The sequence below is a fragment of the Streptomyces sp. x-80 genome (assembly GCF_046549095.1).
In the GTDB taxonomy this organism is placed as follows: Bacteria; Actinomycetota; Actinomycetes; order Streptomycetales; family Streptomycetaceae; genus Streptomyces; species Streptomyces celluloflavus.
In genome coordinates, this window is record NZ_JAJPWM010000005.1 from 58,382 (window position 1) to 78,514 (window position 20,133).

18 protein-coding genes are annotated in these 20,133 nt (G+C 73.1%); 10 read left to right on the top strand and 8 right to left on the bottom strand.

Annotation, left to right across the window (positions count from 1 at the left end; all coding sequences use genetic code 11):
* The first annotated feature begins 67 nt into the window (after positions 1 to 67).
* Positions 68 to 298 (top strand): ribbon-helix-helix protein, CopG family, encoded by a 231-nt coding sequence (locus tag ACLJWH_RS10890; RefSeq protein WP_411141437.1) that lies wholly within the window; start codon positions 68 to 70, stop codon positions 296 to 298.
* Here ACLJWH_RS10890 and ACLJWH_RS10895 read toward each other — a convergent pair.
* Entirely contained in the window at positions 253 to 1,722 is a 1,470-nt protein-coding gene (locus ACLJWH_RS10895; RefSeq protein WP_411141438.1) for an NCS2 family permease, read from the bottom strand. The genes ACLJWH_RS10890 and ACLJWH_RS10895 overlap by 46 nt on opposite strands.
* Before the next feature lie 265 nt (positions 1,723 to 1,987).
* On the opposite strand from ACLJWH_RS10895, the gene ACLJWH_RS10900 reads away from it, so the two are divergent.
* Both ACLJWH_RS10900 and ACLJWH_RS10905 read left to right on the top strand, forming a co-directional pair.
* Positions 1,988 to 2,257 (top strand): DUF2530 domain-containing protein, encoded by a 270-nt coding sequence (locus tag ACLJWH_RS10900; protein WP_411141439.1) that lies wholly within the window; start codon positions 1,988 to 1,990, stop codon positions 2,255 to 2,257.
* Between the two features lie 163 nt (positions 2,258 to 2,420).
* Entirely contained in the window at positions 2,421 to 4,838 is a 2,418-nt protein-coding gene (locus tag ACLJWH_RS10905) for a cation-translocating P-type ATPase (RefSeq protein WP_411141440.1), read from the top strand.
* Between the two features lie 82 nt (positions 4,839 to 4,920).
* On the opposite strand, the gene ACLJWH_RS10910 is transcribed toward ACLJWH_RS10905, so the two are convergent.
* From ACLJWH_RS10910 to ACLJWH_RS10920, 3 genes are all read right to left on the bottom strand, one after another.
* Positions 4,921 to 6,000: a phosphotriesterase gene (locus ACLJWH_RS10910; protein WP_411141441.1), complete on the bottom strand. Its 1,080-nt coding sequence runs from the start codon at positions 5,998 to 6,000 to the stop codon at positions 4,921 to 4,923.
* Positions 5,997 to 7,106, bottom strand: coding sequence for a DMT family transporter (locus tag ACLJWH_RS10915; RefSeq protein WP_411141442.1), 1,110 nt, complete (start codon positions 7,104 to 7,106; stop codon positions 5,997 to 5,999). The genes ACLJWH_RS10910 and ACLJWH_RS10915 overlap by 4 nt, the downstream gene beginning before the upstream one ends.
* Positions 7,107 to 7,179: 73 nt before the next feature.
* Entirely contained in the window at positions 7,180 to 7,947 is a 768-nt protein-coding gene (locus ACLJWH_RS10920; protein ID WP_411141443.1) for a glutamine amidotransferase, read from the bottom strand.
* Positions 7,948 to 8,198: 251 nt separating this feature from the next.
* Here ACLJWH_RS10920 and ACLJWH_RS10925 point away from each other — a divergent pair, with 251 nt between their 5' ends.
* Positions 8,199 to 9,227, top strand: a complete 1,029-nt coding sequence (locus ACLJWH_RS10925; protein WP_411141444.1) for a LacI family DNA-binding transcriptional regulator — start codon at positions 8,199 to 8,201, stop codon at positions 9,225 to 9,227.
* A gap of 200 nt (positions 9,228 to 9,427) precedes the next feature.
* A complete protein-coding gene (locus tag ACLJWH_RS10930) occupies positions 9,428 to 9,628 on the top strand; it encodes a hypothetical protein (protein WP_411141445.1) in 201 nt (66 codons plus the stop codon).
* Positions 9,629 to 9,751: 123 nt separating this feature from the next.
* Here ACLJWH_RS10930 and ACLJWH_RS10935 read toward each other — a convergent pair whose 3' ends face one another.
* Positions 9,752 to 13,024 carry a sacsin N-terminal ATP-binding-like domain-containing protein gene (locus ACLJWH_RS10935; protein ID WP_411141794.1) on the bottom strand — a complete coding sequence of 1,091 codons (3,273 nt, stop codon included), beginning with the start codon at positions 13,022 to 13,024 and terminating at the stop codon, positions 9,752 to 9,754.
* Positions 13,025 to 13,479: 455 nt separating this feature from the next.
* Entirely contained in the window at positions 13,480 to 14,391 is a 912-nt protein-coding gene (locus tag ACLJWH_RS10940) for a DUF3027 domain-containing protein (protein ID WP_411141446.1), read from the bottom strand.
* 409 nt (positions 14,392 to 14,800) lie between these two features.
* Here ACLJWH_RS10940 and ACLJWH_RS10945 point away from each other — a divergent pair, with 409 nt between their 5' ends.
* The 4 genes from ACLJWH_RS10945 (at position 14,801) to ACLJWH_RS10960 (ending at position 18,438) form a co-directional block, all read left to right on the top strand.
* Positions 14,801 to 16,183, top strand: a complete 1,383-nt coding sequence (locus ACLJWH_RS10945) for an MFS transporter (RefSeq protein ID WP_411141795.1) — start codon at positions 14,801 to 14,803, stop codon at positions 16,181 to 16,183.
* 68 nt (positions 16,184 to 16,251) lie between these two features.
* On the top strand, positions 16,252 to 16,755 hold the full coding sequence (locus ACLJWH_RS10950) for a hypothetical protein (RefSeq protein WP_411141447.1): 504 nt from the start codon (positions 16,252 to 16,254) through the stop codon (positions 16,753 to 16,755).
* Positions 16,756 to 16,807: 52 nt separating this feature from the next.
* Complete coding sequence (locus ACLJWH_RS10955) at positions 16,808 to 17,590, top strand: futalosine hydrolase (protein ID WP_411141796.1); 783 nt, start codon at positions 16,808 to 16,810, stop codon at positions 17,588 to 17,590.
* Positions 17,587 to 18,438 carry a 1,4-dihydroxy-6-naphthoate synthase gene (locus tag ACLJWH_RS10960; RefSeq protein ID WP_411141448.1) on the top strand — a complete coding sequence of 284 codons (852 nt, stop codon included), beginning with the start codon at positions 17,587 to 17,589 and terminating at the stop codon, positions 18,436 to 18,438. Before ACLJWH_RS10955 ends, ACLJWH_RS10960 begins: the two co-directional genes overlap by 4 nt.
* Positions 18,439 to 18,564: 126 nt before the next feature.
* Here ACLJWH_RS10960 and ACLJWH_RS10965 read toward each other — a convergent pair whose 3' ends face one another.
* Complete coding sequence (locus ACLJWH_RS10965) at positions 18,565 to 18,948, bottom strand: cold-shock protein (RefSeq protein ID WP_046926517.1); 384 nt, start codon at positions 18,946 to 18,948, stop codon at positions 18,565 to 18,567.
* Positions 18,949 to 19,119: 171 nt separating this feature from the next.
* Here ACLJWH_RS10965 and ACLJWH_RS10970 point away from each other — a divergent pair, with 171 nt between their 5' ends.
* On the top strand, positions 19,120 to 19,431 hold the full coding sequence (locus tag ACLJWH_RS10970) for a hypothetical protein (protein WP_411141449.1): 312 nt from the start codon (positions 19,120 to 19,122) through the stop codon (positions 19,429 to 19,431).
* Here the strand turns inward: ACLJWH_RS10970 and ACLJWH_RS10975 are convergent.
* Complete coding sequence (locus ACLJWH_RS10975; RefSeq protein ID WP_411141450.1) at positions 19,359 to 20,033, bottom strand: HAD family hydrolase; 675 nt, start codon at positions 20,031 to 20,033, stop codon at positions 19,359 to 19,361. The genes ACLJWH_RS10970 and ACLJWH_RS10975 overlap by 73 nt on opposite strands.
* Positions 20,034 to 20,133: the final 100 nt, after the last annotated feature.

A 20,133-nucleotide genomic window follows, 5' to 3' on the forward strand; every position in this document is an offset into this window, starting at 1 on the left:
ATCCGTACGGGTGAGGACGCGGCAGAAAGCGACACACCTGACCGGGGCGCGCGGGGACCGTGTCCCTATGGGATCGGGAGTGCTCAGTCTGCGCGTCGACGGGGAGTTGCTGGAGCGTCTTCGGCAGCATGCCGCAAAACGTGGAATGAGCGTCCAGGACTATGTGGTCCGGACGCTCATTCGCGAGGATTTCGACGAACGCTTCAAGACGTCGGTCGACGAGACGGCGAGGTTCTACGCGGCACCGCCGCGTCACTTGTTCCCCAGTACCTGCTCGATCGGCTCCAGCAGGAAGTAGACGAGGAAGCAGAGGCCGACGACGTTCAGCAGCCACGGGATCTGCCGGAAACGGCCGGTCGCGGTGCGCAGCAGGATGAAGGCCAGCACGCCGATGCCGATGCCGTTGGTGATGCTGTAGGTGAACGGCATCGAGATGATCGTCAGGAACGCCGGGATGCCGATGGTGAAGTCGCTCCAGTCGATCTCCCTGATGTTCGCGGACATGATCAGGAAGCCGACGACGAGCAGCGCGGGCGTGGCGGCCTGCGAGGGGACGACGGTCGCCAGTGGCGTGAAGATCAACGCGAGCAGGAAGAGGCCACCGGTCATCAGGTTGGCGAGGCCGGTGCGGGCGCCCTCGCCGACGCCCGCCGTGGACTCCACGAAGCAGGTGTTGGCGGAGGCGGACCCGACACCGCCGGCCGCGACCGCGAAACCGTCCACCATCAGGATGCGGCCCATGCCCGGCAGGTTGCCGTCCTTGTCGGTCAGCCCGGCCTCCTCGCCGACGCCGATGATGGTGCCCATCGCGTCGAAGAAGCCGGAGAGCAGGACGGTGAAGACGAACAGGCAGCCGGTGAGCACGCCGACTTCCTTGAAGCCGCCGAACAGGCTGATCTGACCGATCAGGCCGAAGTCCGGCGCCCCGATGATCTTCTCCGGGACGTTCGGGACGGCCAGGCCCCAGGCGGCGTCCGGGATGACCGCGACGGCGTTGATGATGATCGCGACGACGGCCATGGTGACCATGCCGATCAGGATCGCGCCCTTGGTCTTCCGCACGATCAGGACGAACATCAGCGCCAGGCCGAGGACGAAGACCAGCACCGGCCAGCCCTTGAGGTGACCGCCCTCGCCCAGCCCCATCGGCACGGTGGTGTGCGCGGCGTCCGGGTTACGGCTCACGAAGCCCGCGTCGACCAGGCCGATCAGCGAGATGAAGGTGCCGATACCGATCGCGATGGCCCGCCGCAGCCCGTTGGGGATGGCGTCCATCACCCGCTGCCGGAGCCCGGAGGCGACCAGGATCATCAGCACCAGACCGGCGAGCACGACCATGCCCATCGCGTCCGGCCAGCTCATCTTGGGGGCGAGCTGGAGCGAGACGACGGCGTTGATGCCCAGGCCGGCGGCGATGGCGATCGGGACGTTGCCGATCACGCCCATCAGGACGGTGCTCAGACCGGCCATCAGCGCGGTGGCGGTGACCAGCTGGCCGTTGTCGAGGTGGTGCCCGAACTTGTCCTGGCCGGCTCCGAGAATGATCGGGTTCAGCACGATGATGTAGGCCATCGCGAAGAACGTCGCCAGACCGCCCCGTAGCTCACGGCCGACCGTCGACCCCCGCTCGGAAATCTTGAAGAAGCGGTCGAAGCCGTTCTTGGGCGGCTTCGGGCCGGGGCTGTCGAGAGTGTCGACCGGCGTGGTGGCCGAGGGGGACATGCGGGACCTCAGTCGGACGGGCCTGGTGGCGGCGCGGGGGCCCGTGGGCCCGGAACAGGAACAACCGGATCAGTTTGGATGATTCAACGAGCGAATCCAGTCAGATACGGATAGGTTCAGTATGAATAAACAAGACGATGATCGCTATCTCCGCGCGTAGACACACAGTCGGACAGCCTCCGCAACCCGGCGGACCACCGCCCGGGGCCATCACCCGGGGCCACCGCCCGAAACCGCCGCGCACGCCCCCCGTAAGCTGAACCCCATGTGGAAGAAGTCCGAACTGCGCGAGGCCCCGGCGCCTCTCGAAGGTCCCGTCGTCGGCACGATCACCGGCGGCACCATCATCTGGTTCGTGCTCTTCCTCGGTCAGCTCCCCTTCTACGGCTGGTTCGCCGACCACGGCCTCACCCGGTGGGTGTGGACCTGCCTGGCCGGCGGCGGTCTGGGCCTGCTGGGTATCTGGTACGTCCGCAAGCGCGACGCCGCGATCAAGCGCGACGCGGCGGCGAAGGCCGCGCCCGGCCCCTCCTGATCCCCGCCCGACGCACCCCCTTCCGGCCGTATCGCCCCGTTCCCGACCGCTCCGGACGCCTTTCGGTCGTCCCGGGTTGCCGTGGAACCGTGTAAGAACTCCCACCGCCGATCTGTGGACATCCAGCGGGTGAATCACCGGCTGCGCCCGTAACGTCGAGAGCATGACGCAGCGGGCGAAGACCGAAGTCGAGGAACCCGAACCGGGCCGGCACTCCGATTGCGGGGCCGTCGCGGAAACGGCCCATCGCGGGCTGAGCGCCGCCGAGGTCGCCGAACGGGTGGCCAGGGGCGAGGTCAACGACGTCCCCGTACGGTCGTCCCGCTCGACCGCCGAGATCGTCCGCTCCAACGTCTTCACGCGGTTCAACGCCATCATCGGCGTGCTGTTCGTGATCATCCTGATCGTCGGCCCGATCCAGGACGGCCTGTTCGGCTTCGTCATCGTCGCCAACACCGGCATCGGCATCATCCAGGAGCTGCGCGCCAAGAAGACCCTGGACAGCCTCGCGGTCGTCGGCGAGGCCAGACCGACCGTACGACGCGACGGGGTGGCCGCCGAGATCGCCACCTCCGAGGTCGTGCTCGGCGATGTGATCGAGCTCGGGCCGGGCGACAAGGTCATCGTCGACGGCGAGGTGCTGGAGAGCGACAGCCTGGAGGTCGACGAGTCGCTGCTGACCGGCGAGGCCGACCCGGTCGTGAAGAAGCCGGGCGAGCGGATGATGTCCGGCAGCTTCGTCGTCGCGGGCGGCGGCGCGTTCACCGCGACCAAGGTCGGCCGGGAGGCGTACGCCGCGCAGCTCGCCGAGGAGGCCAGCCGCTTCACCCTGGTCCACTCCGAGCTGCGGACCGGCATCAGCCGGATCCTCAAGTACGTGACGTGGATGATGGTTCCGACCGCGATCGGGCTCATCCTCAGCCATCTGTTCACCCTCAACATGGCCGGTCCCGAGGCCGTCCGCCGGATGGTCGCCGGCATCGTGCCGATGATCCCCGAGGGCCTGGTGCTGCTGACCTCGGTCGCCTTCGCGATCGGCGTCGTCCGGCTCGGCCGCAAGCAGTGCCTGGTCCAGGAGCTGCCCGCCATCGAGGGGCTGGCCCGGGTCGATGTGGTCTGCCTGGACAAGACCGGCACCCTCACCGAGGGCGGTATGGACGTCAGCGCGCTGCGGCCGCTGGGCGACAGCGACCCGGTCCACGTCCAGCAGGTGCTGGGCGCGCTCGGCGAGTCCGACCCGCGGCCCAACGCCTCCCTCCAGGCGATCATCGACTCCTACCCCGCGGTCGGCGGCTGGCGCTGCACCGAGTCGCTGCCCTTCTCCTCCGCCCGCAAGTACAGCGGCGCCGCCCTGAACGGCCCGGACGGCGAGAGCGCCACCTGGCTGCTCGGCGCCCCCGATGTGCTGCTGCCGGCCGGCGACCCCGTGCTCGACGAGATCGACGAGCTCAACGCCCAGGGCCTGCGGGTGCTGCTGCTGGCCCGCTCCGCCAAGGAGCTGGACGACCCCGAAGTCGGGCGGGACGTACGGGCCACCGCGCTGGTCGTCCTGGAGCAGCGGCTGCGCCCGGACGCCGCGGACACCCTGCGCTACTTCGCCGAGCAGGGCGTACAGGCCAAGGTCATCTCCGGTGACAACGCGGTGTCGGTGGGCGCGGTGGCCGGCCAGCTCGGGCTGCCGGGCGCGGACGCCCCGGTGGACGCGCGCCGGCTCCCCGCGGACCAGGAGGAGATGGCCAAGGTCCTGGAACAGGGCGCGGTCTTCGGCCGGGTCACCCCGCAGCAGAAGCGGGACATGGTCGCCGCCCTCCAGTCGCGCGGCCACAACGTCGCGATGACCGGCGACGGCGTCAACGACGTGCTGGCGCTGAAGGACGCGGACATCGGCGTCTCGATGGGTTCCGGGTCCGAGGCCACCCGCGCCGTGGCGCAGATCGTGCTGCTCAACAACAGCTTCGCCACGCTGCCGTCGGTGGTCGCCGAGGGCCGCCGGGTGATCGGCAACATCACCCGGGTCGCCACCCTCTTCCTCACCAAGACCGTCTACTCCGTCCTGCTGGCGATCCTGGTGGCCTGCTGGCAGATCCCCTACCCGTATCTGCCCCGCCATCTGACGCTGCTGTCGACCCTGACCATCGGCATCCCGGCCTTCTTCCTGGCGCTGGCGCCTAACCGCGAGCGCGCCCGACCGCACTTCGTCCGGCGGGTGATGCGGTACGCCATCCCGTCCGGCGTCATCACGGGCACCGCCGCCTTCGTCACCTACCTGCTGGCCCGCAGCTACTACACCGGCCCGGACGCGCTAGCCGCCGAGACCAGCGCGGCGACGCTGACGCTCTTCCTCACCTCGATGTGGGTGCTGGCGATCATCGCCCGCCCCTACTCCTGGTGGCGGATCTGCCTGGTGCTGGCGATGGGGCTGGCGTTCCTGGTGGTCCTCGTCACGCCCTGGTTGCAGAGCTTCTTCGAGCTGAAGCTGGTCGGGACGACCATGCCGTGGACGGCCGTCGGCATCGCGGTCGTGGCGGCGGCGCTGCTGGAGGTCGTCTGGCGCCTGGTGGGACGGAAGTTCCCGGCCTGACATCGCTACCCGAGTCCTCGGCCCCCGGTCCCCCGCTGTACGGGGCCGGGGGCCGAGGGCGTGCGGGGCCGGGGCCATGGCCTCAGGCCGTCAGTAGTTCCGCCGGGTTGTCGTGGGTCAGCGTCTTCAGGAGGGCGCGGTCGAGCCCCAGCCCGGCCAGCATCTCCAGGAAGACGGTCGGCGCGTACGCGAAGCCGTTGCCGCCGTGCTGGGTCCACATCTGCTTGAGGAACACATCGTGGCTGAGCAGCACCTGGCCGGCGTAGCCCTGCTCGATGAGGTACGCGACGGCGTCCGCGGTGACCGCCGGGTTCGGTGACACGCCCTCCTTGGGGAAGGTGATGTCCATCCCGATCATGTCGAACTCCAGGCGCACCCCGCGCTCGGCGACCGACCGCTGGTAGCCGGGGTCCTGCGACGAGGGGTCCATATGCGCCAGCGACACCTTCTCGGGACGGACGCCGACCTCGGTCAGGACGATGTCCAGCACCTCGTGCGCGCGCCGCTGCCAGCCCGGCAGGTGGATGTTGAGGGCCACGGCCGGGTGCGCGAGCTGGGCGAGGGCGGCGGCCCGCACCGAGGCCCGTTCGGCGTCGGTGAAGTCCGGGGAGACCCCGATCTCGCCGATCATGCCGGGCCGGATACCGGTGTCGCCGACTCCGTGGGTGAGTTCCTCGCCGATGGCCCGCGCCTGGTCGTCGACCGACCGTGCGGTGATCCGTTCGCCCTCGAACTTCTCCAGGTACGCGCCGCAGCCCATGACGATGTGCAGGCCGGTGCGCTCCGCGACGGCGCGCAGCCGCTCCGGGTTGCGGCCGATCGCGGCGCTGGAGGTGGCGTCCACGACGGTCCGCCCGCCGAGCGCCGCGAACGCCCGGATCTCGGCGACCACGGCGTCGACCGGCTTGTCCGCGATGTTGTCGGCGCAGCAGTACGGGTCCTGGCGCAGCGCCCAGGCGATCGGGGCGGCCACCGGCGCGTCGACGATCGCCGCGGAGAAGCGGTAGCTGGGCGGGTCGAGGACGCCGGAGAGATCGTTGAAGAGGTGCTCGTGCGGGAGGATCAGGCCGAGGTCGGCCCGGCCGACCGGGCCGAGGACGGTCTGTACGGCGGGGGCGGCGGGGGCGGCGGAGTCAGTCCCCCGCGGTGCGGTGGCGGTCATGACCGGCTCGCTTCCGGCGCCGGGGCGACCGGTTCCGGCCGGGCGGCGGGCTCCGCCGTCCTGCGGGACGGGATCATTCCGATGCCCGCGGCGACCAGGGCGAGCAGGGTGCCGATCAGGGTGGCGATGTGGACGGCGTGGCCGAGCGAGGGGATCGACCAGTCCAGCAGCAGCGAGCCGACGAGCTGTCCGGCGGTGGACGCCAGGCCGAGCAGCAGCAGGCCCAGACCGCGCACCAGCAGTGCCATCAGCGCGATCGACAGCAGGCCGAGCGGACCGCCGAGGTACATCCACCAGGTGGACGGCAGCTCGAAGGTGACGCCGCCGGTGGCCGCGCGGACGCCGTAGGCGAGGAGCAGGGCACAGAAGCCGACCAGGAAGTTCCAGGTGATGGAGACCAGCATCGAGTGGGCGCTCTTGGCGACCGCGGCGTTGCCCGCGGGCTGCCAGCCGGCCAGGAGTCCGCCGACGAACGGCATGACGGCCAGCGCGATCATGTGCGGCATCTGGAAGCTGGGCGAGATGACCACGACGGTGGCGACGATCGCGAGCACCGCGCCGCCGGTCCGCGGCAGGGTCAGCGGCTGCTTGGTGTCGGTGGTGACGCCCAGCCGGTCGCAGACGATGCCGGAGACGATCAGACCGCAGATCAGCGAGATCTGGAAGGTGGCGACGCCCAGGGCGCCGACGGTGACGCCTTCGGAGAGCACGATGACCGCGCCGCACAAACCCGCGAGGTAGTTCCACCACGGCAGGGTCCCGGCGCGGACCTGGCCGGGGATGGCCAGGGCCGCCTTGCGGGTGGCGGGCCGGGCTCCGACGATGACGGCCATCAGGACCAGGCCGGTGCCGAAGGAGATCAGGGCGGCGGCGTGGCCGTCGCCGAGATGCTGGCCGAGCCGGCCGTTGACCGCCGACTGCATCGGGCCGAGGGTGCCGGCGAGCACCGTGGCCAGGACGAGCAGCGCGGTGGCGGTGCCACGGGCCGCGCCGCCGGTCTCCGGGCGTTCGGCCGGGCCGCCGCCGTCGGGGGTGCCGGAGCCGCGGGCTCCGGCCGGTTCTGCGGGGCGGCGGGATCCGGGGTCCGCCGCGGGGCTGCGCTTCACTGTCCGACCGTGCCTTTCATCGTCATTGATGGGAGGAACCGGGTGTTCCGCAGGGGCGCGGGTCAGCGTCCCCTCAGTCTCGGCCCGCCGGGGCCGAGCTGTCTGCGAGCCAGGTCACGGCCTGGTCGAAGAGCCGCTGGTAGCCGTCCCAGTCGAGGAACTCGCGGGGCGCCCAGTGCGGCGAGATGTCCGAGGCGAAGGCGAGCGTGCGGCCGGCGCCCTCGGTGCGCACCGCGAGCAGCGGGCGGCCCTCGATGGTGGCGAGGACGGTGGCGTCGTCCTTGGCGGTCAGCCGCTGGTAGCCGAGGAGGATCGGCCACTGCGCGTCCAGGCCGGCGGTGACCGGGTGGCGCTCGGCGGTGAGTTCGCCGCCGATGCCCTCGGGGGTCTCGACCCGGTCGTCGTACGGCAGGATCGACACCGGCAGCACGTCCTCGACGGCGGAGCCGTGGTAGTTCGCCTTGGCCTGGAAGCCCTGGAAGCTGAGGTAGCCGCCGGCCATCGCGAGCCCACCGCCGTTGCGCACCCATTGCGCAAGAAGCTTGAGGCGGTTGGGGAACGGCCGGCCCTGGCCGAAGACCACCGGCGGCAGCAGCAGGGTGTTCGCGCCGACGTCCGAGAGCAGCACGACGTCGTACGCCGCGAGCTTCTCCTCGGTCTCCGGGAAATCGGTGGCCACCGCGTGCGACGGCATGTGTACGACGTCGTGTCCGGCCGCCGTCAGCGCCTGCACCAGCCGCTCGCAGCCGATCTCCAGCCGGGCGTGCGGGAAGGCGTCAAAGCCCTTGTAGTCGGTGACGGCGTTGATCCAGGACTCCCCGGCGATCAGCACGCGGGCCATGGGGCACCTCCTTGAGGAGAAGCTTCGTGAGTTTTGCGCAATCCATTGCGCAACTTGCGCACGCAAGGTATCCACGGCCCGGAGAAACTGTCAATACCCCCGGGAAACCACCCGGGACCGGCCGAAACGGCCCTCCGTACCGGCCCTTCCCCGTCCGGCCCGCCCTGCGGCGGTATGCTCGGCAACGCCCGCCACGTGCGGGAACACACCCGGCTCGCCGGGATGTGGCACAGTCGCCAGAAGGAGCCGAGATGACGTTGACCCGCGTTGCGCAACACGCGGGCGTATCCGCCTCCACCGTGTCGCGCTATCTGCGCGGCCAGCTCAACGTCCAGCCGGTGACGGCCGCACGGATCGACGCCGCGGTGAGCGAGCTCGGCTACCACCCGCCCGCACCCCCGCCCACCGCCCCCGCCGCAACCGGCACCGGCCTGGTCTCGCTGGTGCTGCCGGACCTGGTCAACCCGTTCTTCGCGCAGCTCGCGGACGCCTTCGCGGCGGCCGCCGCGGCCCGCGACATCCCGCTGCTGCTCGGCGTCAGCGGCCGGCACGCCGAGCGCGCCGCCCGCCTGCACCGGCTGCTGTCCGCCGCGCACTCCGTCGAGGGGCTCATCTACGTCGGGATGCGGCGCACCAACGAGGACGTCGACCGGGCCATCGACGAGGGCCTGCCGGTCGTCATCATGGACGAGGAACTGGACCTCGCCGACGGCCGCGAGGTCGACACCATCACGGTCGACAACTACGGCGGCGCCTACCAGGCGACCTCGTATCTCGTCCAGCTCGGCCACCGCGCCATCGCGCATGTGGCGGGCCCCGAGGAGCTCTCCACCACCCAGGAGCGCAAGCGCGGCTACCTCGACGCGATCCGCGACGCCGGTCTCGACCCGGCCGCCCAACTGGTGCTGCACGGGCCGTACACCGAGCAGTTCGGCGCCAGCACCTTCCCGTATCTGCACCGCGCCGGCTCCGCGCCGACCGCGGTGTTCGTCGGCAGCGACATCGCCGCGGTCGGCATGCTCGCCGCCGCCGAGCTGCACGGTCTGCGCATCCCCGACGATCTGTCGCTGGTGGCCTGCGACGGCATCCGGGTCGGCCAGTGGCTGCGCCCCAAGCTCACCACCCTCGAACAGCCCACCGCGGAACTCGCCGCGACCGCCCTGGACGCGCTCACCGCCCGGATGGCCGGCAACGGCGCCAACCTGCGCAAGGTACTGCCGCTGCAACTCGTGGTGCGCGGTTCGGCCGCGCCACCGCACCACCCGGCCACCGGCGCCTGACCCGCCACCGGCCGCTCCCGGTCGGCGGTACGGCGGCACGGCGGCACGGCGGCACGGCGGCACGGCGGCACGGCGGCACGGCGGCACGGCGGCACGGCGGCACGGCGGCACGGCGGCACGGCGGCACGGCGGCACGGCGGCACGGCGGCACGGCGGTCGATGATGGCGTCTGCCTGCAACCCCGCCTAGGGTCCATGCCCATGACATTCACCACGGGGAACCTGACGTACGAGCTGCTGGGCCGCTCGTCTCATCACGTCTACCACCACTACTCCGGCGGCGGCTCCTACGGGAGCGGCAGCGGCGGCGGCAGCTGGTGGTGGCCGCTGCTCGCCATCGCCGCCGTCATCGCCGTCATCGCCGTCGTATGGGGCATCGCCAGGAAGTCCAGCACCGGCTGACCGCCCGTCCGGCCCGGCCGTTCCGCCGGGCCGGACGGCTCCGCCGGGCCGGACGACTCCGCCGGGCCGGACGACTCCGCCGGGCCGGACGACTCCGCCGGGCCGGACGACTCCGCCGGGCCGTCAGTCGAACCAGCGCGCCCGCGCCAGCTCGTCACCGCGGTCCGGCTCCGCCAGCAGCGCCGCGACCTCGAACCGGCGCGGCCACTGGCCCGCCGCCCAGGCCAGCCCCGCCGCGACCCCCTCCAGCGTCGCGGCGTGCAGGGTGCCGTCCGGCGTCCACCGCCAGTCCAGCTCGGCCTCGCCCGCTCCCTCGCCGACGATCAGTTCCTCGTGCTCCACGTACGCGTCCGGCGTACCGGCGCCGAGCAGCGTCCGCACCGCCTGCGGCACCTCGTGCCGGACGCCCGTGGAGCGCACCTCGGCACCGGCGGTCTCGCTCAGCCGCCGCACCTGGAGCAGCTCCGCCAGCTCCGCGGCCCGCGCCGGCCGCACCGGCAGCAGCGGTGTCCGCGCCGCCAGCGGCATCAGATCCGGCGCGTCGGCGACCACCGCGTCCGCCGCGTCCACCACCCGGACCGCACCGTCCACCACGACCCGCAACGCGTCGGGCAGCGTCACCTCATCGGGGTCCAGCTCCGCCAACTCCCCGTAGAGCGCGTGCAGTTGCTGGGCGTGCACCGGCAGCTCCGGCTCGGCCAGCCGCCCCAGCAGCTCCGCCGCACCGCCCGGCTCCGCCAGCAGCGCCGCGACCGAGGTCCGCACGCCCAGCGCGCGCAGCACCTGCGCATCGACCTCACCGGCGTCCGCGGACTCGTAGAGACCGGCCAGCAGCGGATCACCGCCGGCCGACCGCAGCCCCGCGGGCCGCCGCCCGTCCAGCACCGGGTGCCCGCGCAGCCACCAGGCGGTGTACGGCCGTACGGACTCGGTGGTGCCGTCCGGCAGCAGCACCCGCACCGGCGCGGTCAGCGCGTCGCGCAGCGGGGGCTGCGCGAGCATCGCGAGCACCTGCGGCCAGGCGCCGTCGTCGACCAGGTCCAGATCGCGCACCGCCACCAGCTCGGTCACCACCGGCGGCACCGGGGTGTCCGGCAGCGCGTCGAGGAGGTCCTCGCACCACACGTCCACCGCGTCCAGCAGCCCGGCGTCGTCCGGCTCGGCGAAGTCCCCCTCCCGCGGCTCCAGCTCGTCCGGGTCGAGCACCACGTCGGTGGCCCGCACCAGCGCGAAGGCGGCCTGGACGCCGACGGCCGTCAGCGGCTGTTCGCCCCACCGGTCCGCCAACTCGGCATCGCACGCCGCAAGTTCACCCGCACGAATGACCTGCTCGAAGGCGCTCCCCGGGAAGACCAGTTCGCCCGCCGGGGCCAGCTCACCGTCCTCGTCCGGCAGCGCGAGGGCGCCGAGCCACGGTTCGTCCCCCGGCGCCAGATTCGCGTCCCGGACCAGCGCGAGCACCGTCTCCGCCAGCGCGTCCGCGTCCAGCGGCGCCCCCGGCCCGCCCGCGGCCATCTCGTCGGCGAAGACGTCGTACGCGTCCTCGTCCGCGTCCAGGGAGTTCGCCACGGCCGCCCGGACCTGCGGGGTCGACAGCACCGCGCGCGGGGCGGCCGGGGTGGCGCCGAGCTTCTCCAGCAGCGGGTGCACCGCGTCCGGATGGGCGACCTTCAGCCCGAGCCGGGCGAGGGTACGGTGCCGCGCCGCCACGTCCTCGTCCGCCGCGCCACCGGTCAGCGGCAGCAGCACCTGGCGCGGCCCGATCGTCGTCCGTACGCTCCCGGCCGCCCCGCCGGGTCCCCGCCCGGACGGGCCCGCCAGCGGTACCGGCAGTCCGCTCAGCCGGTCCGGGTCGGTACCGGCCAGCGCGTCGTAGAGCCGCCACCACCAGCCGGGCGGCCGCTCGACGCCCGCCAGCCGGTCGATCATCTCGCCGAGCGGCACCCGGGCCACCCCCAGCGCCCGCAGTTCGGGCCGCCGTTCGAGCCCCGCCGGCAGCAGGCTCGGAAACAGCTCGGCCAGCACCCCGGCCGTCGCCGCCCCCGCGCCCTCCAGCACCTCGGCGTCCACCGGCCGCAGCACGAACCGCTCCGCGTCGGCCTCGCCGCCGTCCCACTCGGCACCCGCCGCCGGTGCCCCCGCCCCGCCCTCGCCCGGCGTACCCGCGCTGGGCAGGAAGCGCACCCGCGGCAGCAGTTCCAGCACCTGCCGGCGCAGCTCACCGTCGAGACCGCCCTTGCCCAGCGGCCCCGGCACCAGGTCCAGTGTGCCGACCGACACCGGCCGCCAGTCGCCCAGCAGCGACGCGTACGTCTCGGCCGCCCGCGCCACCAGGAAGTCGGCCAGCGGCCCGGGGGCGACATGGCGCCGGGTCGGCTCCAGCGGGAACGAGGCGATCAACAGCGCGGGCAGCCCCAGCGGTTCGTCCGTCGGCGTCGGCGCGTGCACCACCGGCGCCGTCCCCGGCCGCACCGGCGCGCCTTCGGCGTCCACCGGCACCGCCCAGGTCACCGACCAGGCCGGCCGCAGCCGCTCCTCGACCGGCCGGTCCGCGAGCAGCTCCGCCGCCAGCGGCCCGCCCGCACCGGCCACCCGCCAGCGGGTGGCGCCCCGCTCGCTGTCCTCGATCAGGACGTACTCGCCGTCCCGACGCCGCCTCAACTCCCGTACGCCCTCCGGCGTCTCGACGATCACCTCGGCCAGCCCCGGCAGCGTCAGCAGCAGCGCCGCGTCGATCCCGGCCAGCAGCCGCTCGACGAGATCCTGCGCCGCGCCGTCCCGCAGCGGCAGCACGACGGCGGTGTCGTACCCCTCGGGCGCGCCGCCCTCCGCGGGCAACGGCAGCCGCAGCAGCGGTACGTGCCCGTCGCGGCGGCGCAGCTCACCACCGAGGCCGGGACTGTGCGCGGCCACCTCCTGCGCCAGCGCGCGGGCCTCGGCGAGCGACCAGCGGACGCCGCCGGTACGTCCCACCAGGGCCGGCTCGTCGCTGACGGCCAGCACCGCGGCGAACCCGACCCCGAACCGGCCGACCGCACCGGCCGCCGCGCCGCTCTCCCGCTTCGCGGAGGCGCGCAGCGTCGACAGCGATTCGACGCCGGTGGCGTCCAGCGGGGCGCCGGTGTTGGACGCCACGAGAACGGCGGGCTCGGTCCCGTCGGCCGGATGCAGGGTCAGCCGCAATCGGCCGGGGACCCCGGCGCGGGCCGCCGCGTCCGCCGCGTTCTGCGCCAGCTCCACCGCGAGCCGGTCACGGTAGCCGCCGAGCGCGAGATCCTCCTCGGCGTTGGCGTCCTCCCGGAACCGGGCCGGCGAGGTGGCCCAGGCATCCAGCACGCCACGCCGCAGTCGCCCCGTCCCGAACGGGTCCGCCCCTTCGGCCGCGCCTCGCACCATCGACGTACCGGTCACTGTGTGGGTCTCCCTTGACTCGATCGGTCCCCGACCGTATCGCCCCACGCCCCCGCACACCGCCGAGCACCACCCCCTGACCACACCGGTGGCTCTTTTCCCACCCCCACACCCGCTTTTCTTCGCCATCCCCACCTGGGCGGAGGCCGCCCACCCCCGGCACCACGACGCACACCCGCGGCCCCCGCCGCCGGAACCACCAATCCCGCCGCAGGCGGAAAACGGGTACGGCGGTGCCACCCGACAACGTGAGGCAAACCCCGCCCGCCCCAGGCGGAAAACAGGCACGGCGGCGCCACCCGACAACGAAGGCGGCACCCCGCCCAGCACAAGCCACGGCGGATCACCCGAAAACGTGGGAAAAGTCCCCCAGCGACCAGCTGGGCCCGCGACCAGCTGGGCCCGCGACCAGCTGGGCCCGCGACCAGCTGGGCCCGCGACTAGCTGTGCCCCAGCTCCTCGGCCGGCCCCGACTCCTCCACCGACCCGCCATCCCGCTCCGGCCGCAGCGACAGCGCATCGACCACCGTCTCGTCCACCACCGGCGCGGCCCGCCGCGGCGGCTTCGGCATGACGGCGGCCTCCGAGTGCCCGCCGCAGCCGTAGTCCAGCGAGACGACCCGGCCGTCCGCCGGGGCGAACTCGTTCGCGCAGACGCCGAACGCCTGGCGCAGGGAGCCGCCGAGCGGGGTGAGGAAACCGCAGGTCATACAGGTGGCGGGGGCCGCCTGGGCCATCGGGGTCTTGGCGCCGTACGCCTCTTCCCAGCGGTCCGCCGCGAGGTGCAGGCCGTAGCGCGACAGCACCCGGGCGCGGCGCATACCGAGCTCCTCGGCGACCGCCGCGATGCCGCCCCGCACGGGGGCGGGCTGGACCGCGGGCGAGCCCGGGACGACCTCCGCGTCCTCGACGTCCGCGACATCGGCCACCTCGGCGATGCTCTCCGAGACGACGGAGTTCGGCGGCGGGACGTCCTCGCCGGAGTAGCCGGGCTCCAGCCGCAGATCCTCGGCCTCGGTGGGCAGCAGATCGCCGGGGCCCAGGTCACCGGGGCGCAGCCGTTCGCTCCACGGCACCCATTCGGGGGCCAGCAGCGCGTCGGGGCCCGGCAGCAGGACCGTCTCGTCAAGGGTGACGATCTTGGCGCGGGAGGCCCGCGCCACCGTCACGGCCCAGCGCCAGCCCCGGTAGCCGGGTTCGTTGCAGGCGAAGAGATGCGTGACAACGCGGTCTCCGTCGGCGACGGCATCGATGTACTCGCCGACCATCCCCGGCAGGGCGGTCTCCTCCGCCGCCGCACGGGCAAGGTCGACCGCCTCGGCGCACAGGCGGTCGGGGGTACGGCTTCGCATCGCAGCACTCACAAGAATCGATTCTCTCTTCCACGCCGTCTCACGAGTGCGCCAGCCGGAGCTGTCCTGTCCTGTCCGGACGACCGGCGGGGCCGGGGCGGGCGGAGCGGACCAGGGGACCGCGTCGACGTCCGCGCCCGGTCGTTTCGGTCGAGCGCACCTCTTACGACCCATTCTGCGGGATCGCGTAAAGGCGCGCGGCCAAAAACGACCGCCGGTGGCGCGCTACACACGCTACCCCTTCCTTAGCGGACGGCCCCTCGGCGGGAGCGGCAAAAGTCGCCGCCCGCCGCCGCGGCCCGGTGTGCTCCGCGCGCGGCGCCGGAGAAACCGCCCTCCCCTGGGCGAGTTGGGGCACTATGGCGGGGTGGCTGCCGCGAAGGCGTCGAAGGTGCCGAAGACCGCACGGGTGTCGCACACCTCGACCGGAGGCGGGGATGCAGGCAACCGGGTCCGCCGGGCGGGCCGGGCGGCCGGACGTGCGCTGCGCTGGCCGTTCACCCGTGCGGGCCGCGGCGTACGGCGCGCGACCCATGCGCAGGGCGCGGGCGAGTCGGGCCTGGGCAAGCTGATCGAACTGCACGCGGTGAACTCCGCGGGCGACATGATGATCACGATCGCGCTGGCCTCGACGGTGTTCTTCTCGGTGCCGACGGACCAGGCGCGGGGCCGGGTGGCGCTGTATCTGGCGGTGACGCTGGCACCGTTCGCCCTGCTCGCGCCGGTCATCGGGCCGCTGCTCGACCGGGTGCCGCACGGCCGGCGGGCGGCGATGGGCTGCGCGATGCTGGCGCGGGCGCTGCTGGCGCTGACGATGTCCGGCGCGGTCGCGGGCGGCGGTCTCGAACTGTATCCGGCCGCGCTGGGCGTGCTGGTGGCGTCGAAGGGCTACGGCGTGGTCCGGAGCGCGGTGGTGCCCCGGCTGCTGCCGCCGCGGATCTCGCTGGTGAAGGCCAATTCGCGGGTGACGCTCGCCGGACTGCTGGCGACCGGCGCGGCGGCGCCGGTGGGTGCCGGGCTGCATCTGATCGGGCCGAGCTGGCCGCTGTACGGCGCGTTCGTGGTGTTCACGCTCGGTACGTTCCTGTCGTTCTCGCTGCCGCACAAGGTCGACTCGGCCAAGGGCGAGCGCCGGGCCCGGCTGACGTCCCGGGACGGCGGGACGGCGGCCGGCACACGGCGGCCGGGGCTGCGGACGGTCGGCCCGTCGGTGCTGCACGGTCTCCAGGCCAACGCCGCGCTGCGGTCGCTCTCCGGTTTCCTGACCTTCTTCCTGGCCTTCATGCTGCGCGAGCACCCGCTGGGCGGTCTCGGCCCGGCCACCTCGCTCGGGCTGGTCGCGGTCGCCGCCGGCGGCGGCAACGCGCTGGGTACGGCAGTCGGCGCGTGGCTGAAGGCGCGCGGCCCGGAGACGATCATCGCGGCGATGCTGGGGCTGGCGCTCTGCGCGACGGTGCTCGCGGCGGTCTTCTACAACGTGCTGGCGATCATCGTCGTGACGGCCGCGGCGGCCGCCGCCGGGCTCTGCCAGGCGCTGGCGAAGCTGTCGCTGGACGCGATGATCCAGCGCGATGTGCCGGAGCAGGTCCGTACCTCCGCGTTCGCCCGGTCCGAGACGGTGTTGCAGATGTCGTGGGTGATCGGCGGCGCCATCGGGATCGCGCTGCCGCTGATCGGCATGCTGGGCATGGCGGTGGCCGCGGGCCTGGTGGCGGTCGGCGCGATCGCGGCCGTCCGGGGGCTGCTGGACGTGGCGCGGCGCGGCGGCAGGCAGACTCCGCGGGTGGTGTGAGCCGGGGTGCCGCGCGGCACGCCGTACCCGGGCGTGGCGCGGGCCGGGGCGCCCGATAGCCTGCCCGTATGACCGCTGCGTTGATCTCCTGGGGCAAGGGCCGCCGAGCCGCTGCCACCATCGGTGCCGTTTCCCTGGGCCTCATCACCCTCTCCGCCTGTGAGAAGCCGACCGCGCTCGCCACCGTGACGGCCGGCACCACGACGGTGACGGCCGAGGCCACTCCTGGCTGCGACGGTGACGGCAAGGTCCTCGACAAGAAGACCATCGAGACCTGCGTCACCAAGAAGGGCGGCAAGACGATCACCGTGCGGCCCGGTGAGAAGGTCCGCGTCGGCGTGGATCCGTCGGTCGCGAAGTCCGGCTGGATCGTCATCGGCGGCGGCCCCGTCATGCGCGAGGCCAGCAAGGAGACGTACCGCAGCTTCGACGCGGAGACCCTCTTCGCCAAGCAGGACCCGCAGACCGGCCAGACCACGTACGCCAAGGAGGTCACCCTCCAGGTCGCCGAGATGGGCGCGGGCGAGGGCCCCACGACCATGTGGCACTTCACGCTGAAGCAGAAGGACTGATCCCGCTGACCGGGGCGCGGCCGGGCGCCGGGCGGGCCGTCTGATGCGGCCACTGCGCGTCCTCGTGGTCACGGCGGTGGCCGCCGAGCGGGACGCGGTGTGCGCCGCCGCGGGACCGTACACCGCCGAGCAGCTGCCCGGCGGTTACGCCCTGCACCGCCCGGTCCGGCCCGTGGACCACTCCCCCGGCCCGGCCCCGGTGGTGCTCGACGCGCTCGCGGCCGGTGTCGGCCCGGCCGCCGCGGCCGCCGCCACGGCGACCGCGCTGACCGCCGCCGCGCTCACCGGCGAGCCCTACGGTCTGGTCGTCTCGGCCGGTATCGGCGGCGGCTTCGCCCCCGGCGCGCCGCTGGGCTCCGTGGTCGTCGCGGACGCGATCGTCGCCGCCGACCTGGGTGCCGAGACCCCCGAAGGATTCACCCCGGTCACCGGACTCGGCTTCGGGACCGTGGCGCACCACCCCGATCCCGCGCTCGTCCGGGCCGTCGCCGCGGCGGCCGGTGCGGCGGCCGGCCCGGTCCTGACCGTCTCGACGGTCACCGGCAGCGCCGGGCGGGCCGCGGAGCTGGCGGCCCGTCATCCGGGTGCGCTGGCCGAGGCGATGGAGGGGTTCGGGGTCGCCGAGGCGGCCGCCGCGCACGGCGTGCCGGTGCTGGAGATCCGTACGGTCTCCAACGCCGTCGGCCCCCGGGACCGCGCCGCCTGGCGGATCGGCCCCGCGCTCACCGCCCTGACCGCCGCCTTCGGCGCACTGCCCGGCGCGCTGCGCGCCACCACTTCCCCCGGGGCCGCACCGGCTCCGCAACCGGCACCGTCCGCGAGGAGGACCCCGTGACCCGGCCGTTGAACATCGCGTACTCGCCGTGCCCGAACGACACCTTCGTCTTCGACGCCATGGCGCACGGCCGCGTCCCGGGCGCGCCGGAGCTGGACGTCACCTTCGCCGATATCGACATCACCAACGGCATGGCCGAGCGCGGTGAGTTCGATGTGCTGAAGGTGTCGTACGCGGTGCTGCCGTGGGTGCTGGCGGAGTACACGCTGCTGCCGTGCGGCGGGGCGCTGGGGCGCGGCTGCGGTCCGCTGGTGCTGACCCGGGAAGGCGGCACGGCCGCGGATCTGACGGGCCGGACGGTGGCGGTGCCCAGTGAGCGGTCCACCGCGTATCTGCTGTTCCGGCTCTGGGCGGCCACGGAGGTGCCGGGCGGCGTCGGCGAGATCGTCGTGCTGCCGTTCCACGAGATCATGCCGGCCGTGCGGGACGGCAAGGTGGACGCGGGCCTGGTCATCCACGAGGCACGCTTCACCTACCGGGACTACGGACTGGCCTGCCTCGCCGATATGGGCGAGCACTGGGAGGACACCACCGGTCTGCCGATCCCGCTCGGTGCGATCATCGCCAAGCGGTCGCTGGGCGAACCGATGCTGCACGCGCTCGCCGCGGCCATCCGCGCTTCCGTGCAGCTGGCCTGGGACGACCCCGAGGTCTCCCGGCCGTATGTGCTGGCGCACGCCCAGGAGATGGATCCGGCCGTCGCCGACCAGCACATCGGGCTGTACGTCAACGAGTTCACCGCCGACCTCGGCGAGGACGGCTATGCCGCGGTGCGCGGGCTGCTGACACGCGCCGCGGCCGAGGGGCTCGTACCACCCCTCGGCCGCGATGCGCTGACCTTTATCTGAGCTGTCTGAGCTGTCTGAGCTGTGAGATACGGAATGTGAGTTCGGCCACCCGGTGCGCACCGGGTGGCGGTCCGGCCGGTGCCGGAACGGCGGGCCGCGCCGTCCGGTCGACCGGTGGCCGGGCGGTCAGACGTCCAGCTGGTCGGCGACCGCGCGCAGCATGCCGGCGATCTTCGCGCCGTGCGCCTTGTCCGGGTAACGGCCGCGCTCCAGCTGCTGGGTGACGTTCTCCAGGAGCGTGGTGAGGTCCTGCACGATCGACGCGAGTTCGTCCGGTTTGCGGCGCTGCGCCGCGGCCACCGACGGCGCGGGGTCGAGGAGTGTCACGGTCAGCGCCTGGTCGCCGCGCTGACCTGCGACGACGCCGAATTCGACGCGCTGGCCCGGCTTGAGTGCGTCCACGCCGTCGGGGAGTACCGACGAGTGCACGAAGACGTCGCCGCCGTCGTCACGGGAGAGAAAGCCGAAGCCCTTCTCGCTGTTGAACCACTTGACCTTGCCGGTAGGCACGTCTGTCCTCGTCCTCGTACTCGTGGGAAAAAGCTGGGCTGGGTCTGCTGCGTAAGTTTCGAAGGAAACAGGTCTGGATAGCAGTGCAGCGGGCCACCGGACCCGCCACCACCAAGGCTAATGGTCCGGTGCCCGGTGACAAGACGTCGCCGGGGGGGATCCTCGGTGCTGATGGCCCGGACTTACCCTGGTCAGGTGTCTGACGAAACTCCCCAGGCCGGGGATCTGCTGGTCCGAATCGGCGCGATCGTGTTCCTGGTTGGCGCAGTGGCCACTCTCGCCACGATGACGCCACTGTTCATCGGGGCCGATCCGCTGCCGTCCGTCTTCTACTGGGTGTGCATGCTGATGGGCGCCGGATTCCTCATCGCCGCGGCGGGGGTGATCCGGTCCGTCCTCGCCCAGCGCCGTCAGGCGGAGGCGGTGTCTGCGGCGTCTGCCGCCTCCGCTGCATCGGCGGCGTCCGCCCCGACCGTCACATAACGCTCCAGCCAGGACGGGAACGCGGTCAGGTCGCCGAGCAGCACATCGGCGCCGGCCGCGCGCAGTTCGGCGGCGTCACACGGGCCGGTCGGGACGGCGACGGACAGCGCGCCCGCGGTGTGGGCACCGCGGACGTCGCCGGTGTGGTCGCCGACGTAGACCCGCGCGCCGTGTTCCCGCAGCGCCTCGGCCTTGGCCTCCGCCCACAGCGAGCCGACGACCACGTCCGCCTCGATGCCGAGGTGTGCCAGATGCAGTTCGGCGTTGGGCGTGAACTTCGCGGTCACCACGATCGCCCGGCCGCCGGCCGCGTGCACCGCGGCGACGGCCTCGCGGGCGCCGGGCATCGCGGGCGACCCCGTGATGGCGTACCGCGGGTACAGCTCCCGGTAGACCTCGCTGATCTCGGCCAGCCGCTCCTCGGGGAACCACTGGCGGAGTTCGTCCTCCAGCGGCGGCCCCAGCCGGGTCACCGCGAGGTCGGCGTCGACGTAGGTACCGGTCCTGGCGGACAGCGCCCGGTACGCGTCCTTGATGCCGGGGCGGGAGTCGATCAGCGTCATGTCGAGGTCGAAACCGACCGTCAGGGGGTGCGCAGCCATACCTGCCATTGTGCCCGGGTCGGGACCGGCCGGGCCGTACCCTTAGCCTTGCCTTACCTTCCTCACCGGACCGTCCGCACGGAACCGCCCCGGACCGTTC